This window comes from Terriglobia bacterium (assembly GCA_036496425.1).
In the GTDB taxonomy this organism is placed as follows: Bacteria; Acidobacteriota; Terriglobia; order 20CM-2-55-15; family 20CM-2-55-15; genus 20CM-2-55-15.
Genome location: DASXLG010000020.1, coordinates 66,653 through 87,501 on the forward strand (window position 1 = coordinate 66,653; position 20,849 = coordinate 87,501).

Annotated in this window: 24 protein-coding genes; 13 read left to right on the plus strand and 11 right to left on the minus strand. The window is 56.5% G+C overall.

Going from position 1 to position 20,849, the window contains the following annotated elements:
- Positions 1–193 precede the first annotated feature (193 nt).
- The 6 genes from VGK48_01395 to VGK48_01420 all read left to right on the plus strand — a co-directional run bounded on the left by VGK48_01395 (position 194) and on the right by VGK48_01420 (position 5,087).
- On the plus strand, positions 194–1,465 hold the full coding sequence (locus VGK48_01395; protein ID HEY2379811.1) for a hypothetical protein: 1,272 nt from the start codon (positions 194–196) through the stop codon (positions 1,463–1,465).
- A 24-nt stretch (positions 1,466–1,489) separates the two neighbouring features.
- Complete coding sequence (locus VGK48_01400) at positions 1,490–1,783, plus strand: DUF721 domain-containing protein (GenBank protein HEY2379812.1); 294 nt, start codon at positions 1,490–1,492, stop codon at positions 1,781–1,783.
- Positions 1,773–2,054 (plus strand): Asp-tRNA(Asn)/Glu-tRNA(Gln) amidotransferase subunit GatC, encoded by a 282-nt coding sequence (gatC, locus tag VGK48_01405; protein HEY2379813.1) that lies wholly within the window; start codon positions 1,773–1,775, stop codon positions 2,052–2,054. The genes VGK48_01400 and gatC overlap by 11 nt, the downstream gene beginning before the upstream one ends.
- A 52-nt stretch (positions 2,055–2,106) precedes the next feature.
- On the plus strand, positions 2,107–3,549 hold the full coding sequence (gene gatA, locus VGK48_01410; protein ID HEY2379814.1) for an Asp-tRNA(Asn)/Glu-tRNA(Gln) amidotransferase subunit GatA: 1,443 nt from the start codon (positions 2,107–2,109) through the stop codon (positions 3,547–3,549).
- A gap of 29 nt (positions 3,550–3,578) precedes the next feature.
- Entirely contained in the window at positions 3,579–4,220 is a 642-nt protein-coding gene (locus VGK48_01415; GenBank protein ID HEY2379815.1) for an OmpH family outer membrane protein, read from the plus strand.
- Between the two features lie 75 nt (positions 4,221–4,295).
- On the plus strand, positions 4,296–5,087 hold the full coding sequence (locus VGK48_01420; GenBank protein ID HEY2379816.1) for a tryptophan 2,3-dioxygenase family protein: 792 nt from the start codon (positions 4,296–4,298) through the stop codon (positions 5,085–5,087).
- 1 nt (position 5,088) lies between these two features.
- Here VGK48_01420 and VGK48_01425 read toward each other — a convergent pair whose 3' ends face one another.
- From VGK48_01425 to VGK48_01435, 3 genes are read right to left on the minus strand one after another with little or no spacing between them, the layout of a single operon-like run.
- Positions 5,089–5,361: a hypothetical protein gene (locus VGK48_01425; GenBank protein HEY2379817.1), complete on the minus strand. Its 273-nt coding sequence runs from the start codon at positions 5,359–5,361 to the stop codon at positions 5,089–5,091.
- 27 nt (positions 5,362–5,388) lie between these two features.
- Positions 5,389–6,843 (minus strand): Asp-tRNA(Asn)/Glu-tRNA(Gln) amidotransferase subunit GatB, encoded by a 1,455-nt coding sequence (gene gatB, locus VGK48_01430; protein ID HEY2379818.1) that lies wholly within the window; start codon positions 6,841–6,843, stop codon positions 5,389–5,391.
- Positions 6,844–6,850: 7 nt separating this feature from the next.
- Complete coding sequence (locus VGK48_01435) at positions 6,851–8,251, minus strand: cobyrinate a,c-diamide synthase (GenBank protein HEY2379819.1); 1,401 nt, start codon at positions 8,249–8,251, stop codon at positions 6,851–6,853.
- 78 nt (positions 8,252–8,329) lie between these two features.
- Between VGK48_01435 and mtnA the strand changes: the two genes are divergently transcribed.
- Positions 8,330–9,334, plus strand: coding sequence for an S-methyl-5-thioribose-1-phosphate isomerase (mtnA, locus tag VGK48_01440; protein HEY2379820.1), 1,005 nt, complete (start codon positions 8,330–8,332; stop codon positions 9,332–9,334).
- The gene (tsaD, locus tag VGK48_01445) at positions 9,334–10,356 is read left to right on the plus strand and encodes a tRNA (adenosine(37)-N6)-threonylcarbamoyltransferase complex transferase subunit TsaD (protein ID HEY2379821.1); all 1,023 of its coding nucleotides are present in this window, start codon (positions 9,334–9,336) and stop codon (positions 10,354–10,356) included. The genes mtnA and tsaD overlap by 1 nt, the downstream gene beginning before the upstream one ends.
- Before the next feature lie 5 nt (positions 10,357–10,361).
- Here tsaD and VGK48_01450 read toward each other — a convergent pair whose 3' ends face one another.
- Complete coding sequence (locus tag VGK48_01450) at positions 10,362–11,162, minus strand: Clp protease N-terminal domain-containing protein (GenBank protein HEY2379822.1); 801 nt, start codon at positions 11,160–11,162, stop codon at positions 10,362–10,364.
- Between the two features lie 43 nt (positions 11,163–11,205).
- Between VGK48_01450 and VGK48_01455 the strand changes: the two genes are divergently transcribed.
- On the plus strand, positions 11,206–11,571 hold the full coding sequence (locus tag VGK48_01455; GenBank protein HEY2379823.1) for a hypothetical protein: 366 nt from the start codon (positions 11,206–11,208) through the stop codon (positions 11,569–11,571).
- A 71-nt stretch (positions 11,572–11,642) separates the two neighbouring features.
- Here VGK48_01455 and frr read toward each other — a convergent pair whose 3' ends face one another.
- The 6 genes from frr to rplM all read right to left on the minus strand — a co-directional run bounded on the left by frr (position 11,643) and on the right by rplM (position 15,418).
- Entirely contained in the window at positions 11,643–12,203 is a 561-nt protein-coding gene (gene frr / locus VGK48_01460) for a ribosome recycling factor (GenBank protein ID HEY2379824.1), read from the minus strand.
- A gap of 20 nt (positions 12,204–12,223) precedes the next feature.
- Positions 12,224–12,934, minus strand: a complete 711-nt coding sequence (gene pyrH / locus VGK48_01465; protein ID HEY2379825.1) for a UMP kinase — start codon at positions 12,932–12,934, stop codon at positions 12,224–12,226.
- Positions 12,935–12,943: 9 nt separating this feature from the next.
- Positions 12,944–13,594 (minus strand): translation elongation factor Ts, encoded by a 651-nt coding sequence (gene tsf / locus VGK48_01470; protein HEY2379826.1) that lies wholly within the window; start codon positions 13,592–13,594, stop codon positions 12,944–12,946.
- A gap of 72 nt (positions 13,595–13,666) precedes the next feature.
- A complete protein-coding gene (gene rpsB, locus VGK48_01475) occupies positions 13,667–14,503 on the minus strand; it encodes a 30S ribosomal protein S2 (protein HEY2379827.1) in 837 nt (278 codons plus the stop codon).
- An 88-nt stretch (positions 14,504–14,591) separates the two neighbouring features.
- Positions 14,592–14,984, minus strand: coding sequence for a 30S ribosomal protein S9 (gene rpsI, locus VGK48_01480; GenBank protein ID HEY2379828.1), 393 nt, complete (start codon positions 14,982–14,984; stop codon positions 14,592–14,594).
- Positions 14,981–15,418, minus strand: a complete 438-nt coding sequence (rplM, locus tag VGK48_01485; GenBank protein ID HEY2379829.1) for a 50S ribosomal protein L13 — start codon at positions 15,416–15,418, stop codon at positions 14,981–14,983. The genes rpsI and rplM overlap by 4 nt, the downstream gene beginning before the upstream one ends.
- 60 nt (positions 15,419–15,478) lie before the next feature.
- Between rplM and VGK48_01490 the strand changes: the two genes are divergently transcribed.
- The 4 genes from VGK48_01490 to murA are packed head-to-tail and all read left to right on the plus strand — an operon-like array spanning position 15,479 to position 20,207.
- The gene (locus tag VGK48_01490; protein ID HEY2379830.1) at positions 15,479–16,846 is read left to right on the plus strand and encodes an aspartyl protease family protein; all 1,368 of its coding nucleotides are present in this window, start codon (positions 15,479–15,481) and stop codon (positions 16,844–16,846) included.
- Positions 16,847–16,892: 46 nt separating this feature from the next.
- Positions 16,893–17,789 (plus strand): N-acetylmuramic acid 6-phosphate etherase, encoded by an 897-nt coding sequence (gene murQ, locus VGK48_01495; protein ID HEY2379831.1) that lies wholly within the window; start codon positions 16,893–16,895, stop codon positions 17,787–17,789.
- Positions 17,782–18,948: an N-acetylglucosamine-6-phosphate deacetylase gene (nagA, locus tag VGK48_01500; GenBank protein HEY2379832.1), complete on the plus strand. Its 1,167-nt coding sequence runs from the start codon at positions 17,782–17,784 to the stop codon at positions 18,946–18,948. The genes murQ and nagA overlap by 8 nt, the downstream gene beginning before the upstream one ends.
- A gap of 5 nt (positions 18,949–18,953) precedes the next feature.
- A complete protein-coding gene (gene murA / locus VGK48_01505) occupies positions 18,954–20,207 on the plus strand; it encodes a UDP-N-acetylglucosamine 1-carboxyvinyltransferase (protein HEY2379833.1) in 1,254 nt (417 codons plus the stop codon).
- On the opposite strand, the gene VGK48_01510 is transcribed toward murA, so the two are convergent.
- Positions 20,208–20,849, minus strand: a 642-nt coding sequence (locus tag VGK48_01510) for a 5'-nucleotidase C-terminal domain-containing protein (GenBank protein HEY2379834.1), incomplete at its 5' end; no start/stop codon positions are given.

Sequence of the window (20,849 nt, forward strand, 5' to 3'; positions counted from 1 at the left end):
TGGCTGCGCCACTAGTAAAATGACCCCGTTCCTTAGCGGCGCAGACGGGGCGGTTAGTAATTTCAAACAGAATAAGGTGCGCTTCGCGGTTCGTGGGTAACCGCCCCGCCCGAGCGTTCTAACGTTTGATCGCTCGGGCACCCCGCCTTGAAAAGGCGGGGAATGTCCACCTCACCGCAGCTCCCGGAGCTCAATGTTGAAAGTCATTTGTGACAACTATGGTTTCAGACCGCGCCTGCAGATTTTTCTTTTCGCAATATTTTTCGCCGCTGCGATGGGTTCGGCCCAGACGTATACGCAGCGTGGGTTCCTGGAAAACCGCGGCTGGATCTATCCCGAGAAGGCACCGGACGATTCGGCGCATGCCGTTGGCGAATCGCTTCTCCGATACGAAAGCTTCTACACGCCCTCGCAGTCGCTTCAGTTTGCAGGCGCCCTCGACTTCAGGGTCGACTCTCATCGCCAGGTTGAACGCGATTTCAGCCTTTCGTGGTGGGACCGTGAAACGCAGCGGCCGCAAGGCGAAGTGCGCCGCCTGAGCGCTACATACCATCGCGGACCTCTGACTGTCGAAGCCGGAAAACAGTTCATCCGGTGGGGCAAAGCGGACATCCTGACGCCGACGGATCGTTTTGCGCCTCAGGATTTCCTGAATGTCGTCGACACAGACTACCTCGCGGTGACGGCGGCCCGTGTGAATTTCGAAAAGGGTTCGAACACAATCGAAGCGGTGTGGTCGCCAAGATTGACGCCCAGCCGGATACCGCTCCTGAATCAACGCTGGGAGGCGGTGCCAACGTTGCCGCCGGCAGTGAAGCTGGGCAACATGACCGCCGACTTTCCAGGCGGGTCGCAGTCCGGGATTCGATGGAACCACACAGGTGCCGTCGAATATGAACTGTCGTTGTACCAGGGCTTCAATAACCTGCCGTCGTTTGAGGTCCAGCCTCGATTCACTTCGCAAGGAATATCGGTGGATGTCCTTCGCATCTATCCCAGGATGTTGATGGGCGGCGGCGACGTTGCAATACCAATGCCGTTCTTCACTGTGAAGACAGAGGCAGCGTACTTCAGCTCGAGCGATTCCCGGACCGACCAGTATGGCCTGTACGTCGTCCAACTGGAGCGTCAAACCGGCGAATGGTTTTTCGTTGGCGGATATGCCGGAGAAGTCGTCACCAGCCATGGCACACAGGCAGCGGATTTTGCGCCCGATCGTGGCCTCACCCGGACCTTCCTGGGACGAGCCGGTTACACGATCGATACGAATCGCAGCGTCGCTCTTGAAAGCGCAGTCCGGCAAAACGGCGGCGGAGTCTGGGTTAAAGGCGAATACTCACAGGCGGCAGGCCAGCACTGGCGCGCAACATTGAACCTGACGCTGATCCGCGGAGATATCGGGGATTTCCTGGGTCAGTACCGCCGCAACTCCCATGCCTTGCTGATCGTGCGATACAGTTTTTGAGCCGTTTTGTGCTAAAACGTAACGATGTCTTTTGACCCGGCTTTACGCCATCTGATCGCGGGTTTCCGGCAGTCCCCGGAGTGGGACGCGGATCTCGACCTTCATTTGCTGCAAAAACTGTGGCCGGCGCTGGTCGGGACGCAGCTTGCAGGGGCGACCACGGTGACGGCGGTCCAGGGTTCACGCGTTGTGGTCAATGTTCCCGACCTGGTCTGGCGCAAGCAGCTCATCCGGATGAAGCCGCAATTACTTGCCAGGATGAACGAGCCATGGGCCAATCCCTGGATTCAGGAGATCGCATTCACTCATGAAAATTAGCGAATCCGACGTTGAATACGTCGCTAAACTCGCGATGCTTGAAGTTGCCGACGACGAAAAGAAAGAACTCGCCCAGCAGCTCAGCGCAATCGTCGAATATGTGGAGAAGTTGAACGGGTTGAATCTCGAAGGTATCGAGCCGACTGCGCAGGTTGTCACCAGCATCAGGCACGCCGTCCGGGACGACCGCGTGGCACCGCGGACCGGAACCGCCGAAGCGGGAAAGACGGTCAAGCTGTTCAAAGTCCCGAAGGTGATCACGGAGCGATGAGCGGACGATGAGCGGAGCGAATGTGAGCCTGACAAGGCGAAACAGGTAATTGATGAACCTCAAGAACATCACGGCGGACAAGCTGGTCGCGCTTTATCGGAATCGCGATCTCACCGTGACGGAAGTGATCAAAAGCGTCTATGAGGAAATCGATCGCGTGGACGGTGATGTGCGCGCATTTCTCGCCTTATGCCCTGACCGCGCTATGGACGAAGCACGCCGCCAGGACGCTAAAATCGCCTCGGGCGAGCCGCTCGAATCACTCGCCGGCGTCCCTGTTGCAATCAAGGACAACATGGTTGTGCGTGATATGCCCACAACGTGCGCTTCGCGCGTGCTTGAAGGATACATTCCGTCGTACACCGCGACTGCTGTCGAACGGCTTCGCAGCGCCGGCGCCATTATCGTCGGCAAGGTGAATTGTGATGAATTCGCAATGGGATCGACGACGGAAAATTCCGGATTTCAAGTAACGCGCAATCCGAACAATCTGGAGCGCGTGCCCGGCGGATCCAGCGGTGGCTCGGCCGCGAGTGTGGCCTCCGGCACATCGCTGATCGCTCTCGGTTCCGATACCGGAGGATCGGTCCGAACTCCTGCGGCATTCTGCGGGGTCGTCGGAGTGAAGCCGACGTACGGCCGTGTCTCGCGCTACGGCCTTGTGGCGTTCGGCTCCTCGCTCGATCAGATCGGGCCGCTGTCGAAATCGGTTCGTGAAGCGGCGCAGACGCTCGAGGTGATCGCGGGATTCGATCATTTCGATTCTACATCGGCCGACACCGCCGTCGACGCCTACGTCAAAAATCTCGATCAACCGATCAAAGGCACGAAAGTCGGCATCCCGAACGAATATTTCATTCCGGGGCTCGATAAAGAGGTTCGCTCCAAAATCGAAGCCGGCATGCGCCTGTATGAAAGCCTCGGCTGCGAGATGCAGGAGATCAGCCTGCCGCATACGGAATACGCAGTGGCCACGTACTACCTCATTGCGACCGCGGAGGCGAGCTCAAACCTGGCACGCTACGACGGCGTGCGGTATGGCCCGCGCGGCGAGGGCGCCACGCTACAGGAAATGTACCGGCGGACCCGGCACAACGGCTTCGGCAAGGAAGTCAAACGGCGCATCCTGCTCGGCACGTATGCATTGAGCGCCGGCTATTACGATGCGTATTACCTGAAAGCTCTGAAAGTGCGGACGCTCATGCTGAAGGATTTTCAGAAGGCTTTCCAGAAAGTGGATATCATCCTCACGCCGACCTCGCCCACCGTGGCGTTCAAAATCGGTGAGAAGACCGGCGATCCGCTGGCCATGTATCTGTCCGACATCTTTACAATCACGCAGCCGCTCGCAGGAATCCCGGCAATATCGATACCCTGCGGAAAGAACTCGGAAAATTTGCCCGTCGGAATGCAGCTGGTGGCAAACCACTTTCAGGAGTCCTTATTGCTCCGCGTGGCGCATCACTTTGAAAAGGCTGGAGGTTTTACTGTGTGAGCCGCGCTTTCGCGGCTAAAATAGGCTTTATGACCCGTTTGAAACTTTCATTACTGGCAACCACGATCTTCACAATTCTGACCGGTCCGGCTATTGTGCACGCGCAGGCTCCCAAAATCGCAATTGTGGATTTCGAGCGGGCTGTCGTCGAATCCGTTGACGGCAAAAAGGCGTCCGCGAAATTCACGGTTGCGTTGCAGGCGAAGCAGGCGGATCTGGAGAAGCGGCAGAAGGATATCGACGATTCCACCAAAAAAATTCAGACCGGGGCGCGCACCCTGAGCGACTCGGCAAAGGCGGAACTCCAGCGCGACATCGATAAGAAGACCACCGAGCTTCAGCGCCTGAATGAAGACGCACAAAAGGACCTTCAGACCTTGCGCGACGATCTGTTGCGGCCCATCGCGGAACGCGCAACTGCGTTGCTGAACATGATGGCGTCTCAGGAAGGCTATATCGTCGTTGTGGACATTTCGAATCCACAGACCAATGTTGTGTACTGGAATCCGAAAAACGACGTTACCGCGGAACTGGTCAAGCGCATCGATGCGTCGGGCCCGACGGAACCGGCGGCAAAGACGGAAGCGCCCAAATCGTCTACGCCGGTGCCAAACACATCCCGGCCGACGGCCCCTGCTCCCAGGACTCCGGCTCCAGCGGCACCGAAATAAGCCGCAGATGACGCGGATAACCCAGATCTGCGTCATCCACGTCATCTGCGGCTCATTTCTGGCTACACTGGAGTTATGGAGATCACCTACAAAACTTACCTGAAACTCGACGAACTCCTCCAGTTGCAACAACCTCTGGCAGAGCCGCCATCGCATGATGAAACGCTGTTCATTATCGTGCATCAGGTCTTTGAACTATGGTTCCGCCTCCTTTTACACGAACTCAATAAGGTCTTCGAACTTCTCGATGCCGGTGATGTCATCGAAAGCGAACGGCTCATCCGCCGCTTGACATCCATCGTCCGTTTGTTCATTCCGAAACTGAGCGTCCTGGAGACGATGCTGCCTTCCGATTTCATTCAGTTCCGGGACCGGCTCAGGCCCGCAAGCGGGTTCCAGTCGGTGCAGTTCCGCGAGATGGAATTTGCCTCCGGATTAAAAGACCGCAAGTACCTCGGGATATTCAAGGATGATCCAAACGCCATCGCCAGGCTGGAGAAGCGGCTGGCGGAGCCCACCTTGTGGGATCACTTCACAGGCCTGCTGCAGCGCCAGGGTTATGATGTCAGCAGTGAAGAAGGGCAACGGCAGTCGATTGTCCGGATTTACCGCAGGGACGGCGACCACGCCTTAAGGATTCTCTGTGAAGCGATGATCGAGTACGACGAGATGTTCTCGCTGTGGCGTGAACATCACGTCCGGATGGCACAGCGGATGATCGGAGCGAAACCGGGTACGGGCCAGGATATTGTTTACGACACGTACGGAAAGGCTTCCCCGATGGGCGCGGTCGGCGTGGATTACCTGACGCAGACATTGAGCAAGCGCTTCTTTCCGGTACTGTGGGCCGCGCGGACAGAGATGTAATTCAGTGAATTCTATAAATCGGGTTGACTTTCGAGGACGATAGGTTGGTAACGACGTCGATCCGGTGGAGCAAGTGGCTTGCCAATTCCTCGAAGTTTTCGACTTCGCAGATCTTATCCATTTCGTCGATGATGCGGTTCAGTACAGACTCGATCTCTTCGTAAGTTTTCTCTTGAAAGAAAGGACGCTGGCATTCCAACCGGCATTTATGGCGCAGAAATTCCTCTTTATAGAAAGAGGCGATCTGTTTTTTCTTTCCTTCTGCGATTTCCATAAAGGGCGGACTATAACTCCGTCTGTCTCAGCCTGCAAGCCTCTTTTTGAGGATTTCATTCACAGTCTGAGGATTGGCGCGGCCTCCAGTGGCCTTCATGACCTGGCCAACAAAGAAACCGAAATTGCCGGTTTTTCCCTGACGATATTGCTCGACAGGTTTCGGATTTTCGCCGATCACTTTCGATACGATCCTTTCGATTTCATCGGCGTTGGAAATTTGAACCAGGCCTTTTTCTTCGATGATCGGCTGCGGGGCTTTGCCCGTAGCGCACATCTCTTCCATCACGGTCTTGGCGATTTTTCCGGAAATCGTTCCCTTCTCGACCAGCGAGATCATTTCGGCAAGCATGTTCGGTTTGACGGTTGAGCCGGAAAGATCTTTCAAATCCGTGTTGCTGTCTTTGTAAAACCGCAGCAGATCGCCCATGATCCAGTTCGCAGCGCTTTTCGGCTGGCCGCTGAGTTTGGCGGTTTCCTCGAAGAACTCTGCAAGAGCACGCGTGGCGGTCAGGACGCCGGCATCGTATTCGGACAAAGCATATTCCGCAACGAAGCGTTTGCGGCGGGATTCGGGCAGTTCCGGCATCGATCGCGCGATCTGCTTGATCCACTCGGGATCGAACACCAGAAGAGGCAGATCCGGGTCGGGAAAATATCGATAGTCGTGCGCTTCTTCCTTGCTGCGCATCGAGACGGTCCGTTCCTCCTCGCTGTTCCACAGCCGTGTTTCCTGCACCACGCGGCCGCCGCTCTCGATCACTTCGATCTGGCGATTCACTTCGAAATCGATCGCCTTCTGAACGAAGCGGAATGAATTGATATTTTTCAATTCGGTCCGTGTGCCGAACTTCGTTTCACCTGCTTTTCGGACGGAGACATTAGCGTCGCAGCGGAGGCTGCCCTCTTCCATGTTGCCGTCGTTGACCTCTAGATATTCGAGGATCTCCTTGAGGCGGGTCAGGTAATCGTGCGCTTCGGCCGAAGAGCGGAGATCGGGATCCGTCACGATTTCCATCAGGGGGACGCCGCTTCGATTGAAATCGAGGTAGGTCGTGCGGCTCGAATCGGGCAGGCCCTCATGAAGCGATTTGCCGGCATCCTCTTCCATGTGGATCCGTTGAATGCCGATCTTCTTCTTCGTGCCATTGACGGTTATCTCGATGAAACCGTGCTGGCAGAGCGGACGGTCATATTGTGAAATCTGGTAACCCTTCGGAAGATCCGGATAAAAGTAGTTCTTGCGGGCCCACTGGGACTCCGGATTCACCCGGCAATTCAGGCCCACACCCGCTTTGACCGCCATCGCCACGGCGACACGATTCAGCACCGGCAGCGCTCCCGGGAGGCCAAGACACACCGGGCATGTGTTCATATTCGGAGCTTCGCCGAATCTGGTCGAGCAGGAGCAGAAGAGCTTCGATTTCGTCAGAAGCTGCGCATGACATTCCAGGCCGATCACAGCTTCGTAGTTTGCACTCATAGCGAATTTACGAATTTAACATATTTCGCGCGAGGGCAGGGTTGGAGAGGAAATGTAAATGAATGTATGAGGCCAAACCGTTCGGGAAAGCGAAGCCTTCGGCATAGTTCCGCTGGCCCTGGCGTACCTGGTAGGCTTCGCCCGATCCTGAAACACAGCGCGAGTAATGGAACTGGTGTCCGCGGGCGTTGGTGCCTGCGGGTCCAACGATGGACGCCCGCGATGTAGTCACCTCGCAATAACCGAAGTCCACAAGGCGCTCCGTCATTTCGATCTCCGCAGGAACAATACCCACCATTTCGGAGCCGCCGATGGAGCGAGAGAGATACATCAGACCGCCGCATTCCGCATAGAACCTCTTTCCGGATTCGATGAACTTCCTGATCGATGTTCGCATCGAAATGTTCGCCTCGAGTTCCTGGCGATAGAGCTCCGGATATCCGCCCCCAATGTAGAGGAAATCCGCGTCGGGAACTTCCTTATCTGCAAGCGGAGAGAATTCGATGATCTTCGCACCTGCTTCTTCCAGCGCCATTCGATTGGCATGGTAGTAGAACGAGAAAGCCTTGTCCTGCGCAATCGCCACCCTGCACTTCAACATGGCGTGTGAGCGACCCCCTGCCGTGCCTTCGGCACGTCTGTCCCCCTGTATCAGGGGGACAGTAAAGCCATTGTCCCCTTGATACAAGGGGACAGACGGCCGCGAAGCGGTCGGCAGGGGGTCAGCCGCGAGGGATTTTTGTTCAAGGCCATGATCGAAGAGTGCCCGGACGTCGACATGCGCGGCTACAAATTTCCCAATCTCCCGAATCTTTGCTGCCGTCACCTCCGGCGCCGTCAACAACCCCAGATGCCTCTCCGGGATTTCGATCGAAGGATTAACCGGCAGCCATCCCAGGATCGGCGCATCCCGAACGGCATCCTTCAGCATCCGGTAATGCCGCTCGCCCGCAAGCCGATTGAAGATCACTCCTGCAATCTGCACCTCGGGATCAAACTGCCGGAAGCCCCGGACTAAAGCCGCCGCACTCCTCGCCATCGCGTGAGCATCAACTACCAGGACGACAGGCAGGCCCAGCCATTTCGCCATCTCTGCGGTACTGCCCTGCTCGGACCCTCCGTCGGAACCGTCATACAGTCCCATCACACCTTCGATGATCGCGACTTCCTTGCCCGCAGCCGCCCGCTCAAACAGCCATTCATTCGTTTTCCGCTTCAGCATCCAGCCGTCGAGATTGTGCGAAGGAACGCCCGCCGCGATCTCATGCAAGCCCGTATCGATGAAGTCCGGGCCCACTTTGAACGGCTGCACAGGAATGCCCAGCTTCCGCAGCGCGGCCAGAAGGCCCAGTGTGACAGTCGTTTTACCCGAACCCGATGATGGGGCGGAAATGACGAACCCTTTCATGGTGCTAGAATAGCTGGTTTGGAGGTTGAGCGAGATTTGTCATTTAAGACCATCGAATGGACCGCAGACGGCGTCGTGATGATCGACCAGCGCAAGCTGCCGACCGTCGAAGAGTATCCCGTTTTCAAAACCTACGAAGAAGTGGCCGAAGCGATCCGGGTTATGGTCGTGCGCGGCGCCCCGGCAATCGGCGTTGCGGCAGCGATGGGCATCGCTCTGGGTGTTCGGGATTCAAAAGCGAAAACGATCCCCGAACTGCGGGAGGACTTCAGGCGGATTACCGGAACGCTGGCCGGAACCCGGCCGACCGCCGTCAATCTGTTCTGGGCGATCGAGCGGATGCGGCGCTGTTTCCAGGAAGTGGCGATCGATGGCGCCACGGAGCACGCGATCGCCGATCGGCTGATCCGGGAGGCTCTGGCCATTCAGGCCGAAGACATCGAGAGCAACAAAAGAATGGGACAGTTCGGTCAGGAACTCCTGCCGGACTCCGGCACGGTTCTGACGCACTGTAATGCCGGAGCACTTGCCACTGCCGGATACGGCACGGCCCTGGGTGTGATTCGCGCGGCTGTCGAGAATGGCAAGAACCTGCGGGTGCTTGCCGATGAAACCCGGCCGTTCCTTCAGGGCGCGCGCCTGACAGCCTGGGAACTCTGGAAGGACGATATCGATGTCCGCGTCATTTCCGACAACATGGCCGGCTCCTTCATGCGGCAGGGTCTGATCGACGCTGTCATCGTGGGCGCGGATCGGATTGCCGCAAACGGCGATGTGGCAAACAAGATCGGGACGTATTCAGTCGCGGTGCTCGCAAAACAACACGAAATTCCGTTCTACGTCGCCGCGCCGTTCTCAACGCTTGACCTGAATATTCCCGACGGCTCGCACATCCCGATCGAACAACGCGATCCCACAGAGGTGACGCACATCGGTGGAGTACGCATGGTTCCGGACGGCGTATCCGTTTTCAATCCGGCGTTCGACGTGACACCGTACCAGTTCGTGACCGCCATTATTACCGATCGCGGCGTGGCCGTGCCTCCATACAGCGAGAGTCTCGCCGGATTGAAAGAACTCTGATGCTGGTTCTCGGAATCGAAACCTCCTGCGATGAGACCGCCGCGGCGATCGTTCGGGATGGCAAAGAGATCCTCTCCAATGTGATTTATTCTCAGGTGAAAACGCACACGCCCTATGGCGGTGTCGTGCCGGAACTGGCCTCGCGGGAGCATCTCCTGAAGATCCGGCCGATTGTCGATCAGGCGCTCAGCGACGCACATCTGACGCTCGGCGAAATCGACGGCATTGCGGCAACTTCGGGGCCAGGACTGATCGGCTCGCTGCTCGTCGGCCTGACTTACGCGAAGGCCCTGTCATTTTCCACACACAAGCCTCTGGCCGCGGTAAATCATATTGAAGGTCATATCTACTCGGTGTCGTTCGAACATCCGAACGTCGAATTTCCGGCGTTGGCGCTGGTTGTGTCGGGCGGGCATACGAATCTGTTCTGGGTGGAATCCGAATCGGGAGACTTCCGAAATCTGAAATACAAGCTCGTCGGAAGGACGCGTGATGACGCCGCCGGCGAGGCTTACGACAAGGTCGCCAAGCTTCTTGGTCTCGGCTATCCGGGCGGGCCCATTATCGACAGGCTGGCAAAGACCGGAAACCGAAGCGCATTCAAGTTTTCCATTCCGAAGATCTCGGATCAGTCACTCGATTTCAGTTTCAGCGGAATCAAGACCGCAGTGTTGCAGATGGTGAAGAAAAACGAGGGTCTGAAGGAAGATCCTCTGCGGCTTGATCTCTGTGCCAGCTTTCAGGAGTCCGTCGTGAACATGCTTTGGTCGACAACCCGGAAAGCCGCCAATACCCTGCATCCGCGCGCCATCATGTTATCCGGCGGCGTCGCCGCCAACAGCCGGCTCCGGGAAGCCTTCACCGAACGCTGCGCGGAGGCGGGCCTGCATTTCCACTATCCCCGACCGATCCTCACGACCGATAACGCTGCGATGATTGCCGCGGCCGGAACCGCTAAATTAATGCGTGGTGAAACCGCAGGCATCGACGCGAATGCGGATCCGAACATGAGGCTGGCGTAGAGGGCCTACGCCCATTCTCCACCCTCCGGTCCATAGAAGATCACCCACACAACCAGGTCATCCGTAAAATTCTCGAAGCGATGTGGAACACGTGCAGGAGCGAACAGAAAATCGCCCGTCGAAAAACGCACGCGCTTATGTGCGAACACAAACTCCCCGCTTCCGCTGGCCACGATATAGGCCTCGTCCCGGGAATGGAGTGTCTGGGGATCGATTTCTTTTGGCGCATAGATTTCGACGGATAGGCTTCCATGCTTGAACAGTTCCGTAAACCGCTTTCCGTCCGGCGTCGGGATTGTCGCGGCCGCATCGTTCAGGGAAAGAACCTTCCCACCAATCGAAGACTGGGGAAAATGAGATACCGGCTGCTCGGCGGAAACGGGATGCGTGGCCAATTCGGCGCGGGCTGCATTCAATTCGAATCCATGCTGACCGAGCACCCTGGCCGCCAGGGATTGTTCTACGCGCAATACGCCGAGAAATAAATGCTCGATTCCGATATAGGTGTGATTCAACCACTCCGCTTCTTCAATAGAATGACGAAGGATACCTCGGCATTCCGTGGATAGCGGAAGATCCATTGATGTGGATACCTTTTCGCGGACCGTCAACTGAGCGACGATATCGTCATGAATCTCCTTATTTGCCGATGGATTTCCAGTGAATCGGGCGGCCAGACTGGCATCTTCGCGCAAGAGTCCAAGTAGAAAGTGCTCCGTCTCGATAGACGTGCTGCCGAATTGGCTTGCCTCATACCGGGAATAGAAAATAACGCGTCTCGCGCGTTCGGTAAATCGTTCAAACATCGGTTCATATTCCGCCTTTTTCCCGAAATAGTACAATTTCTCTATGCGCTACCTCGTGACCGCAAAAGTAAAGCCCGGCAGGGAAGAGGCTCTCGATCGAGCGATCGACGACGGTACGCTCGGGCGTGGCTCGGTTGCCGGCGATGAATACTCTCGGAACATGCAGGAAGCGCGGCAGCTCGATAGCGGAACCGTACAGTGGGTTGAAGTGTGTTACTGCGCGACGCCGCTGGCGGAAGAACGGCCGTACTGGGAAAAATACTTCGAGCTTTTAAAAGTCCAGAATGCTCATACGCGAAGCCGTTGCCGTGACCTTAACGGTACGCAACACTGGGCCTGCGACGACTGCGACTGCACGGCAAGGCTCGAAGAAAGACTCTCACGCAAGGGTGACCCGTTTCGGCGTTAGCACCATTGCGCCATTCAAGGTTTCTGCATTTCAAATTTAGAACTGCAAAAACTTCGAATGATGCAATAGATCTAAACCGTCAAAATCTCCTGTTCCTTCTTTTTGGCCGCGTCTTCCAGCTTATGGATGTATTCATCGGTGAGCTTCTGGATTTCGGCGAGACCGTTCTTCTCGTCGTCTTCGGAGATGGTCTTGTCTTTGAGCATCTTTTTCAGCTTTTCATTTCCATCCCGGCGGATATTGCGGACAGCGGTCCGGTGATCTTCTAGCACGCTGTGCACATGCTTGGCGAACTGTTTGCGGCGTTCTTCGGTGAGAGGCGGAATCGGGACGCGAATCAGGCGGCCGTCGTTCGAGGGATTCAAACCAAGATCCGATGCGCGGATGGCTTTATCGACGGGCCCGACCAGGGAGACGTCGTAGGGCTGGACGGTGATCAGCGTCGGTTCGGGCGTTCCGAGCTGCGCCACTTGATTGATTGGAGTGGGAACGCCGTAATAGTCGACCTGGATGTTATCGAGAATCGAGATCGATGCACGGCCGGTGCGGATACTTGAAAGTTCTTTACGAATATCGTCGATGGCTTTGTCCATTCGTTTGCGAATCTGCGCAATTTCGTCTTTCATCGCCATGAGAGACCTCCTTCGGCCGGCTAATACACCAACGAACCGATTTTTTCTCCTTCGATAACTCTTCGAATGTTGCCCTTCGTCCTGATATTAAACACGATAATCGGAACTTTATTATCCATGCAGAGCGAAATCGCTGTCGTGTCCATCACACCAAGACTCTGAGTCAGAACATCCATATAGGTGATTTCCGCGTACTTCGTCGCATTGGGTACTTTGACGGGATCGGCATTATAGATGCCGTCCACTTTGGTTGCCTTGAGAATCACGTCGGCTTTGATTTCCATGGCGCGAAGCGCCGCCGTGGTATCTGTTGAAAAATAGGGGTTGCCGGTCCCCGCGGCGAATATGACGAGACGGCGTTTCTCCAGATGGCGGATGGCGCGCCGCCGGATGTACATTTCGGCGACCTGACGCATCTCGATTGCGGACTGGACGCGGGTATAGACGTCCATCTTTTCCAAGGCGTCCTGAATCGCGAGTGCATTGATCACCGTGGCCAGCATTCCCATGTGATCCGCGGTGACGCGATCGAATCCTTCCGCGCTGGCTTTGATACCGCGGAAGATGTTGCCGCCTCCGATAACCACCGCAACCTCGACACCGAGGTCATGGACGTCTTTGATCTCCGACGCAATACGGGACACGACGTGAGGATCGATGCCGAAGCCCTGATCTCCCATCAGGGCTTCGCCGCTGAGCTTCAGCAGGACGCGGTTGTATTTCGTCGTCATGGATGGTGACTATTGCCCCAAGGCCGCCGCGACGTCGCCGGCCAGATCGGTGGAACGCTTTTCGAGCCCTTCGCCGGTTTTGAAGCGCGCAAACCGGCGGACCTGGATATTCTCGCCGATCTTCCCGACCAGATTGTGGATCAGATCCTTGACCGTGATATTCGGGTCTTTTACGAACTTCTGATCGTACAGACAGGCCATCTCGTAATAAGACTCGAGTTTGCCTTCTGCGATTTTATCGATGATCTTCTCAGGCTTTCCAGAGGCGCGGGCCTGATCCTTATAGATCTCTTTCTCTTTTTCGAGAACCTCGCCGGGCACGTCTTCGCGCTTCACGTACAACGGATTCACGGCGGCGATATGCATGGCGATATCTTTGACCAGCGCCAGAAAATCCTCGTTGCGCGCGGCGAAATCGGTTTCGCAATTCACTTCGACGAGAACGCCGAGTTTGCCGCCGGCGTGGATGTAATGTCCGATCATTCCTTCGGCGGCGATGCGCGTGGCTTTCTTCTGGGCCGAAGCAAGGCCTTTCTTCCGGAGGATCGTGACTGCTTCTTCCATATCGCCCTTGGCTTCGACCAGGGCGTTCTTACAGTCCATCATTCCGGCTCCGGTCTTCTCGCGGAGGTCTTTGACGGTGGTTGCTTTAATTTCCATTGCTCTTCCTTTAAACAGAAAAATAGCCACAAAAGGCACATTGATTTCGTGCCTCTTGTGGCTAATTCTTTTTTACATTATCGCGGCTTCGTTCGGCGTCTCTACCGGCTGTTCGTCGCTCGCCACGTGCGTTCGTTCCGGCTTCGGACCACCACGATCAAATGGCATCACGACGCCTTCTTCAGATTCGTCGACCGGAGGCCGCGGGATGGTACCGCCTTCTTTATTTACCGCCTGCCCCTCAATGACGGATTCCGAAATCTTCGATGCGAAGAGGCGGATCGCGCGGAGGGCGTCGTCATTACCGGGAATGACATAGTCGATGACATCGGGATCGCAATTCGTATCGACGATGGCGACCACCGGAATTCCGAGACGCCGCGCTTCGGCGACTGCGATTTCTTCGTTCTTCGAATCGATGATGAAGATGGCATCGGGCAGTCCGGGCATGTTCTTGATGCCGGACAGGTTCTTTTCAAGACCTTTTCGTTCCCGCTCCAGGCGGGTGACTTCCTTCTTCGGAAGCAGCTCGTACCGGCCATCGGTTGCCATGCCATCGAGCTCTTTTAATCTTTTGATGGACTTCTGGATTGTCGAGAAATTCGTAAGCAATCCACCCAGCCACCGCTGGTTGACAAAAAACATGTTGCAGCGCAGCGCCTCTTCGGCGATTGCGTCTTGAGCCTGACGTTTGGTGCCGACGAACAGGATTGTTTTTCCCTGGGCCGTCAGTTCGGTCACGAATTGGGTTGCTTCCTTGAAGAGGCGGAGTGTCTTCTGGAGATCGATGATGTAGATACCGTTCCGTTCGCCGAAAATGTACTGCTTCATTTTCGGATTCCAGCGCTTCGTCTGATGTCCAAAGTGGACGCCAGCCTCCAAAAGTTCCTTCATTGTAATAGACGCCAAATAAACCTCCGTTTCGAATTTGTGAACACGCTATCGCTTATAGAAAAAGTCGCCAGCGGGGAGGCGATCCCCCCTGGCGACAACCAACTTACCGTTTGGAGAACTGGAAGCGTTTTCGCGCGCCCGGCTGTCCGTATTTCTTGCGTTCCTTCATGCGCGGATCGCGCGTCAGGAAACCTTCTTTTTTAAGGACGCCCCGCAGCTCCGCGCTGAATTCGCAAAGCGCGCGAGCGATGCCGTGCTGCACTGCGCCGGCCTGGCCGTGAGGACCGCCGCCGGCAACGCGCACATGGACGTCAAATTTGTTCAGGGTATCTGAAGCTTCCAGCGGCCGCTTCACGAGCATCCGGTGGGTTTCATCGAAAAAGTATTGTTCGAGTTTTCGATCGTTGACTGTGAAGCTTCCGTTGCCCGGTCGAAGAATCACACGGGCCGTCGATGTCTTTCGACGGCCCGTGCCCAAGTGCTGAACTGAACTCAAATAGCCTCCAAACGTTCCGGCGTCTGCGCCGCATGCGGGTGCTGATCCGCGTGATAAATCTTCAAGCGCTTCACCATGCGCTTCCGAAGCTTGTTTTTGGGCAGCATCCCCAAAACCGCTTCCCGAATAAGCCGTTCCGGCTTCGTCTCAAATACCTTACGGGCGGCAACCTCCCGCAATCCGCCGGGATATAAAGTGTGCCACCGATACACCTTTTTATCGAGTTTTTCGCCGGTGAGTTTTATCTTGTCTGCATTAACAATGATGACATGGTCGCCACTCACCAGGAAAGGGACATAGTGCGGTCTATGTTTCCCCGATAAAATAGTTGCCGCTTTCGTTGCGACTCGTCCAAGTACTTGATCCGTCGCGTCGATCACGTACCATTTGTCCATGGCGGCTAATTCGCCTGCCGTCGGAAATCGCGTAGACATGCACAGTCCCTCATATCAGCCGATATACAAAAGTTTGATAGTATAGGAGCCCCTTACATCATGTCAAGCAAACCAGTGGTTGTTCTCATGGCGTTAACGTCGCTTCTGGTGGTTCCCGGGGCCTTTCCGGCACGCTCCGCGACGCTCCAGGCGGGCTCTGTCACGGATCTCCTTCTAAAAGATGACATACAGCAAGCCGAGGCCCTGCTCGCCCGGCAACCCAAAACCGCTGAAACCATTGCTTTGCACGGAGAAATTGAATTTCGGAAGGGTAATTTCGCCGAGGCCGAAAAGGCCTACCGGGACGCCCTGAAAATGGATTCCAGGAACGCCAGGTCTCACTTTGGCCTCGGCAAGCTGGACATGACGAAAGTCAAGCCCAAAGCGGCCCTCCAGGAGATCAACCAGGCCATCGCGCTGGATCCCAAGGAGCCCATCTACAGGCTCTACGCAAGCGAAGCGGCAGGCATGGATAAAAAGAACGATGAGCAACGCCGGCAGCTCGAAGAGTACCTGAAGCTGAATCCCAGGGATGAGGACCACGTGACCGAAGCCAAGGCGGGGCTGGAAATGCTGAAGGCATTCGGCAGCGAAGATACCGGCGTGGTTCACGCGCCTGAAAAACCGGCTCCGATCCACTTCCGCAAAGTGCTCAATCTGATTTTCACGGAAATCATGATCGACGGCAAAGGCCCGTACAACTTCGCGATCGACACCGGCGCGACACAGACCGTGATCAGCGAAAAGCTGGCAACCTCCATCGGCCTGCAACCCATCACCTCGACCGTCGTCTTCGGAATCGGCGGCGCCGGAAAAGTCGACACGAAGATTTACAAAGTGAAGGAACTCTCGGCGGGCGACATCAAGGTGAACAATGTTCCGGTCGGCACATTCGACGACCCGGTGATCTCGCAGATCGCCGACGGCATTCTTGGCACCTCGATCTTCTCGGACTTCATCATCACGGTCGATTATCCGAACGGCCAGTTGGAGCTCACTCGAAAGCGCCCGGCAGCCGCAGCAGGCAGCGAGACCATTCCGGTCTGGTTCTTCAGCAATCTTCTTTTGTTGCCGATGGACGTGAACGGCAAACATGGCAATTTCATCGTCGACACCGGCGCCGTCACCACCGTCATTTCGCACAGCATGGCCGCGCAGTTGGGAGTCAACGAAAACACGCCCGGCGCGAAGGTCGATCTGGGAATTGCCGGAGTCGGCGGCTTTGAAGGCACCGTGCTGAAGATTCCAAACGTCACCTTCAAGACCCAGAAGAACACCGAGGTTTTTCCGCAGGTCGTTGCGATCGATCTGAGACAGATCTCCAAAATGATCGGAACGGAAGTATCCGGCGTCGTGGGATTCGACTTCCTGTCGGACTACAAGCTCACTCTCGATTACTATGCGGCGGACGTGGTGCTGGGGAAGTAGACATGGTGAATCGACTTTTTGTGCAAAGCTCATAAAATACTAGGGAGTGACACAAGAACGCCGCAATCCTCGCTCCGTTGATATCGATCTCTTTCCAACCGAACGGATCTTGAAAATCATCAATGCGGAGGACGCGCTCGTAGCCGGCGCCGTAGCCGCAGCGATACCCGAGATCGCCAAAGTCATCGACGTGGCGGTGCACTGTGTCCGGTCCGGCGGACACATCATCTACGTGGGAACCGGCACCAGCGGCAGGATCGCAATTATCGACGCTGTCGAATGCCCACCGACTTTCGGCACGGAGCCGGAATGGATTCAGGCGGTAATGGCAGGCGGCGCGAAAGCATTCGTGCAAGCCATCGAAGGTTCGGAAGACGATGTCGAAAAAGCAGCTTCCGATCTCAAAGCAAAAAAACTGAGCGCGGACGACCTGGTCATCGGCATCGCAGCCAGTGGCAGCACGCCTTACACACTGGCGGCCCTCGAAGTTGCAAAAGGCAAAGGCGCCAGGACCGCAGCGGTTGTTTGCGCCGAAAACAGCCCGATCTCGAAGATTGCCGAGATCACCGTCTGCACTGCCGTGGGAGCGGAAGTGATTACCGGCTCGACGCGCATGAAAGCGGGAACCGCCCAGAAACTCGTGCTCAACATGTTCAGCACGGCATTGATGATCCGGCTGGGCATGACATACAGCAACTGGATGATCAACGTCGGGATGACGAATCAAAAGCTGCGCACCCGCGGGCAACACATCCTTCAGGAAATCCTCGGCGTCAAGCCTGCTGAGGCGGAAAAACTGGTGGCTGCCTCCGGAGCAAATCTGAAGGTCGCCGTCATCATGGGCGCGACCGGATGCGATCGCAAAGAAGCCGAAAAGCGGCTCGCAGAAGCGGACGGCAATCTTCGATCCGTCCTTGGCCATCTCGGAAGCGGACGTGAGTAACACCAAGCCAATCGCAATCGACGCCGGCGCAGTATTCACTCCGATCCGGAAGTTCGCGCCCGGCCGGCTCATCATCGACGGCCGTTCCATTGTTGAAATCGGAGAAGTGGAAACCGTGCGGATTCCGCGCACCGCCGAGCGCATCGATGCTTCGAAGCTTGTCGCAACACCGGGTTTCATCGATCCCCATATTCACGGCTGCGGTGGAGTCGATGTCATGGACGGTTCCCACAGTTCGCTGAATGCGGTCAGCCGCATTGTTGCGCGGCATGGGACGACAGCCTTTTTGCCCACAACCGTCTCATCCGCCCCGGAAGTTCTCACGAACGCGGTTGAACAACTTGGGATCGCAATGTCGCGCCCATTTGACGGCGCGACGCCTTTGGGAATCCACCTGGAAGGCCCGTTCATCAGCACCGAGAAACGCGGCACTCATAAGAGTTCGAACATTGTGCCGCCCGATCCCGGCCTGCTGGAGAAATGGATCCAGGCCTCGAATGGTTCTGTTCGGCTTTTGACCGTTGCGCCGGAATTGGAAGGCATCGACAAGGTGTTCATCATGGCGAAACACTTCGGTGTGACCATCGCGATGGGCCATTCCAATGCAACTTATACGGAGGCGGGACACGCCGTGGATCGCGGCGTCTGTTATGCCGTCCACACTTTCAATGCGATGCGCGGATTCAGCCACCGGGATCCGGGAATTGCCGGCGCCGTCCTCGCAGACGATCGAATTTTCGCAGAAATCATTTCCGATGGCATTCACGTCGATCCGGCGGTGATCCGGACTTTCGCCCGCGCCAAAGGGAAAACGCGTGTCCTGCTCGTGACCGATGCGATCAGCGCCACGGACATGCCCGACGGAAGTTATCGGCTGGGCGGGCATACGGTCGATGTCGCCGGCGGTGTTTGCCGCGACGGCGAGGGCCGGTTGGCTGGGAGCACATTGACGCAGGAAATCGCTTTCAAGAACTTCACTGCGTGGTCAGGCTGGCCGTTCGAGGACGCGCTTCTTGGGCTGACGTTAAACCCCGCCCGCGCGCTTCAGCTCGAAGGAAAGGGTTCGCTGGAAGCAGGCGCTGACGCCGACGTTGCGATACTCGACCGCGAGTTTCGTGTCGTGATGACATTTGTCGGAGGGAAGAAGGTTTTCGGTTAGCCATTATGGACAAACTTAAAATCACTGGTGGACGCCGCCTCGAAGGCCGCGTCAGAATCAGCGGCGCAAAGAATTCCGCTTTGCCGGCAATGGCGGCAGCTCTATTGACTGCCGGTGAGGTCACGCTTCAAAACATTCCGCTCGTTAACGACATCTACACCAGCCGCCGGCTCTTGCGCGAGTTGGGAGCGGCGGTGGAATTCGAAGACGATCACTGCGTCCGGTTGCAGGCGCAAAAGATCCTGTCGCATGAAGCGCCCTACGATCTGGTGAAAACGATGCGGGCGTCCGTTCTCGTTCTCGGCCCGCTGCTTGCCCGGACGGGACGGGCCCGCGTTTCGATGCCGGGCGGCTGTGCCATTGGCGCCCGGCCCATCAACCTGCACATCAAGGGCTTCGAACAGATGGGCGCCACCGTCCGCACCGAGCATGGATACGTCGAGGCCTCCGCAGAGCGCCTCTCAGGCGCGGACATCGTTTTCGATAAAATCACGGTCACAGGAACGGAAAACCTGATGATGGCGGCGGCGCTGGCGGATGGAACAACTGTTTTACAGAACGCGGCGTGCGAACCCGAGATTGTCGATATCGCCGACATGCTCAAAGATATGGGCGCGAAGATTCAAGGAGCAGGCACGCCGACGATCACCATTCACGGCGTCAAGGAACTGAAAGGCACCACCCACCGGATCATTCCGGATCGCATCGAGGCCGGAACGTTTCTCGTCGCCGGCGCAATGACAGCCGGCGACCTGGAGATCATTGACTCAAACCCGGTGCACCTCACCGGCATCATTGAAAAACTTCGGGAAACCGGCGCCACTCTTGAAACGGGAACGGGAGGTATCCGCGTGCGCGGATGCAGCGATTTGAAGGCGGCGGACGTGGTAACCAGCGAGTATCCGGGATTCGCGACCGACATGCAGGCTCAGTACATGGCGCTGGCAACTCAGGCCGCCGGCACTTCCATGATCACCGAGAATATCTTCGAAAACCGTTTTATGCATGCCAGCGAACTGATGCGCATGGGAGCGAACATCCGGATCGATGGGTCCCGCGCCATCGTGACCGGAAAGACGCGGCTGAGCGGCGCCACCGTCATCGCATCCGATCTCCGCGCGAGCGCATCGCTTGTGCTCGCGGCTCTGGTTGCAGATGGATTTACCCTGATCGATCGCGTCTACCACCTGGATCGCGGCTACGAAAAAATAGAGGAGAAGCTGCAGTCCGTAGGCGCTCAGATCGAGCGGCTGAAGTGATCAGTTGATCGTGATGCGGCCGTCGAGTTTCGGCGTGATGATCGGATTGTCCTTGATGTAGTCCACCATCGCATCTCGAAGGGAAAGCCCGGTATCAAGAATATCGGTACCGTTCGCGAACTCGGTAAAGCCGTCGCCGCCGACCAGAACAAAATCATTGGTCGCGACGGAGTAGAGCTTCGCATCTTCCAGCGGGGAACCGTCCAGCAGTATTGCCGACACAACACGCTCTCCTGGGGGCTTGCTGAGATCGAACTGGACTCTCAGGCCGCTGATCGACACCATTCCAATCGTCGGGACCAGTCCCCGCTCCAGAGTCTTTTTCAACTGCGCGCCCGTCAATTTCACCGTCACCAGTGTGTTCTGAAAGGGCAGGACCTCGAATACATTTCCCCAGGTGATCTTCCCTTTCGATATAGGAGCCCGGATACCGCCGATATTCTGAATCGCGACCTGGGTTTTTCCTTTCTCCCGGAAAGCGTCGGCCACGATGTCGGCGAGGGGCGACTCTGTCTTTTCGGACTTCACAAAATCGTCCGTTGCCTCCCCGACGAGTTCGGCCATCTTGACCTTCACTTTTTCATAGAAGGGGTCGAGAACTTTGGCGACATCCGGATCCGGGACAATGTTTGATACGGAATG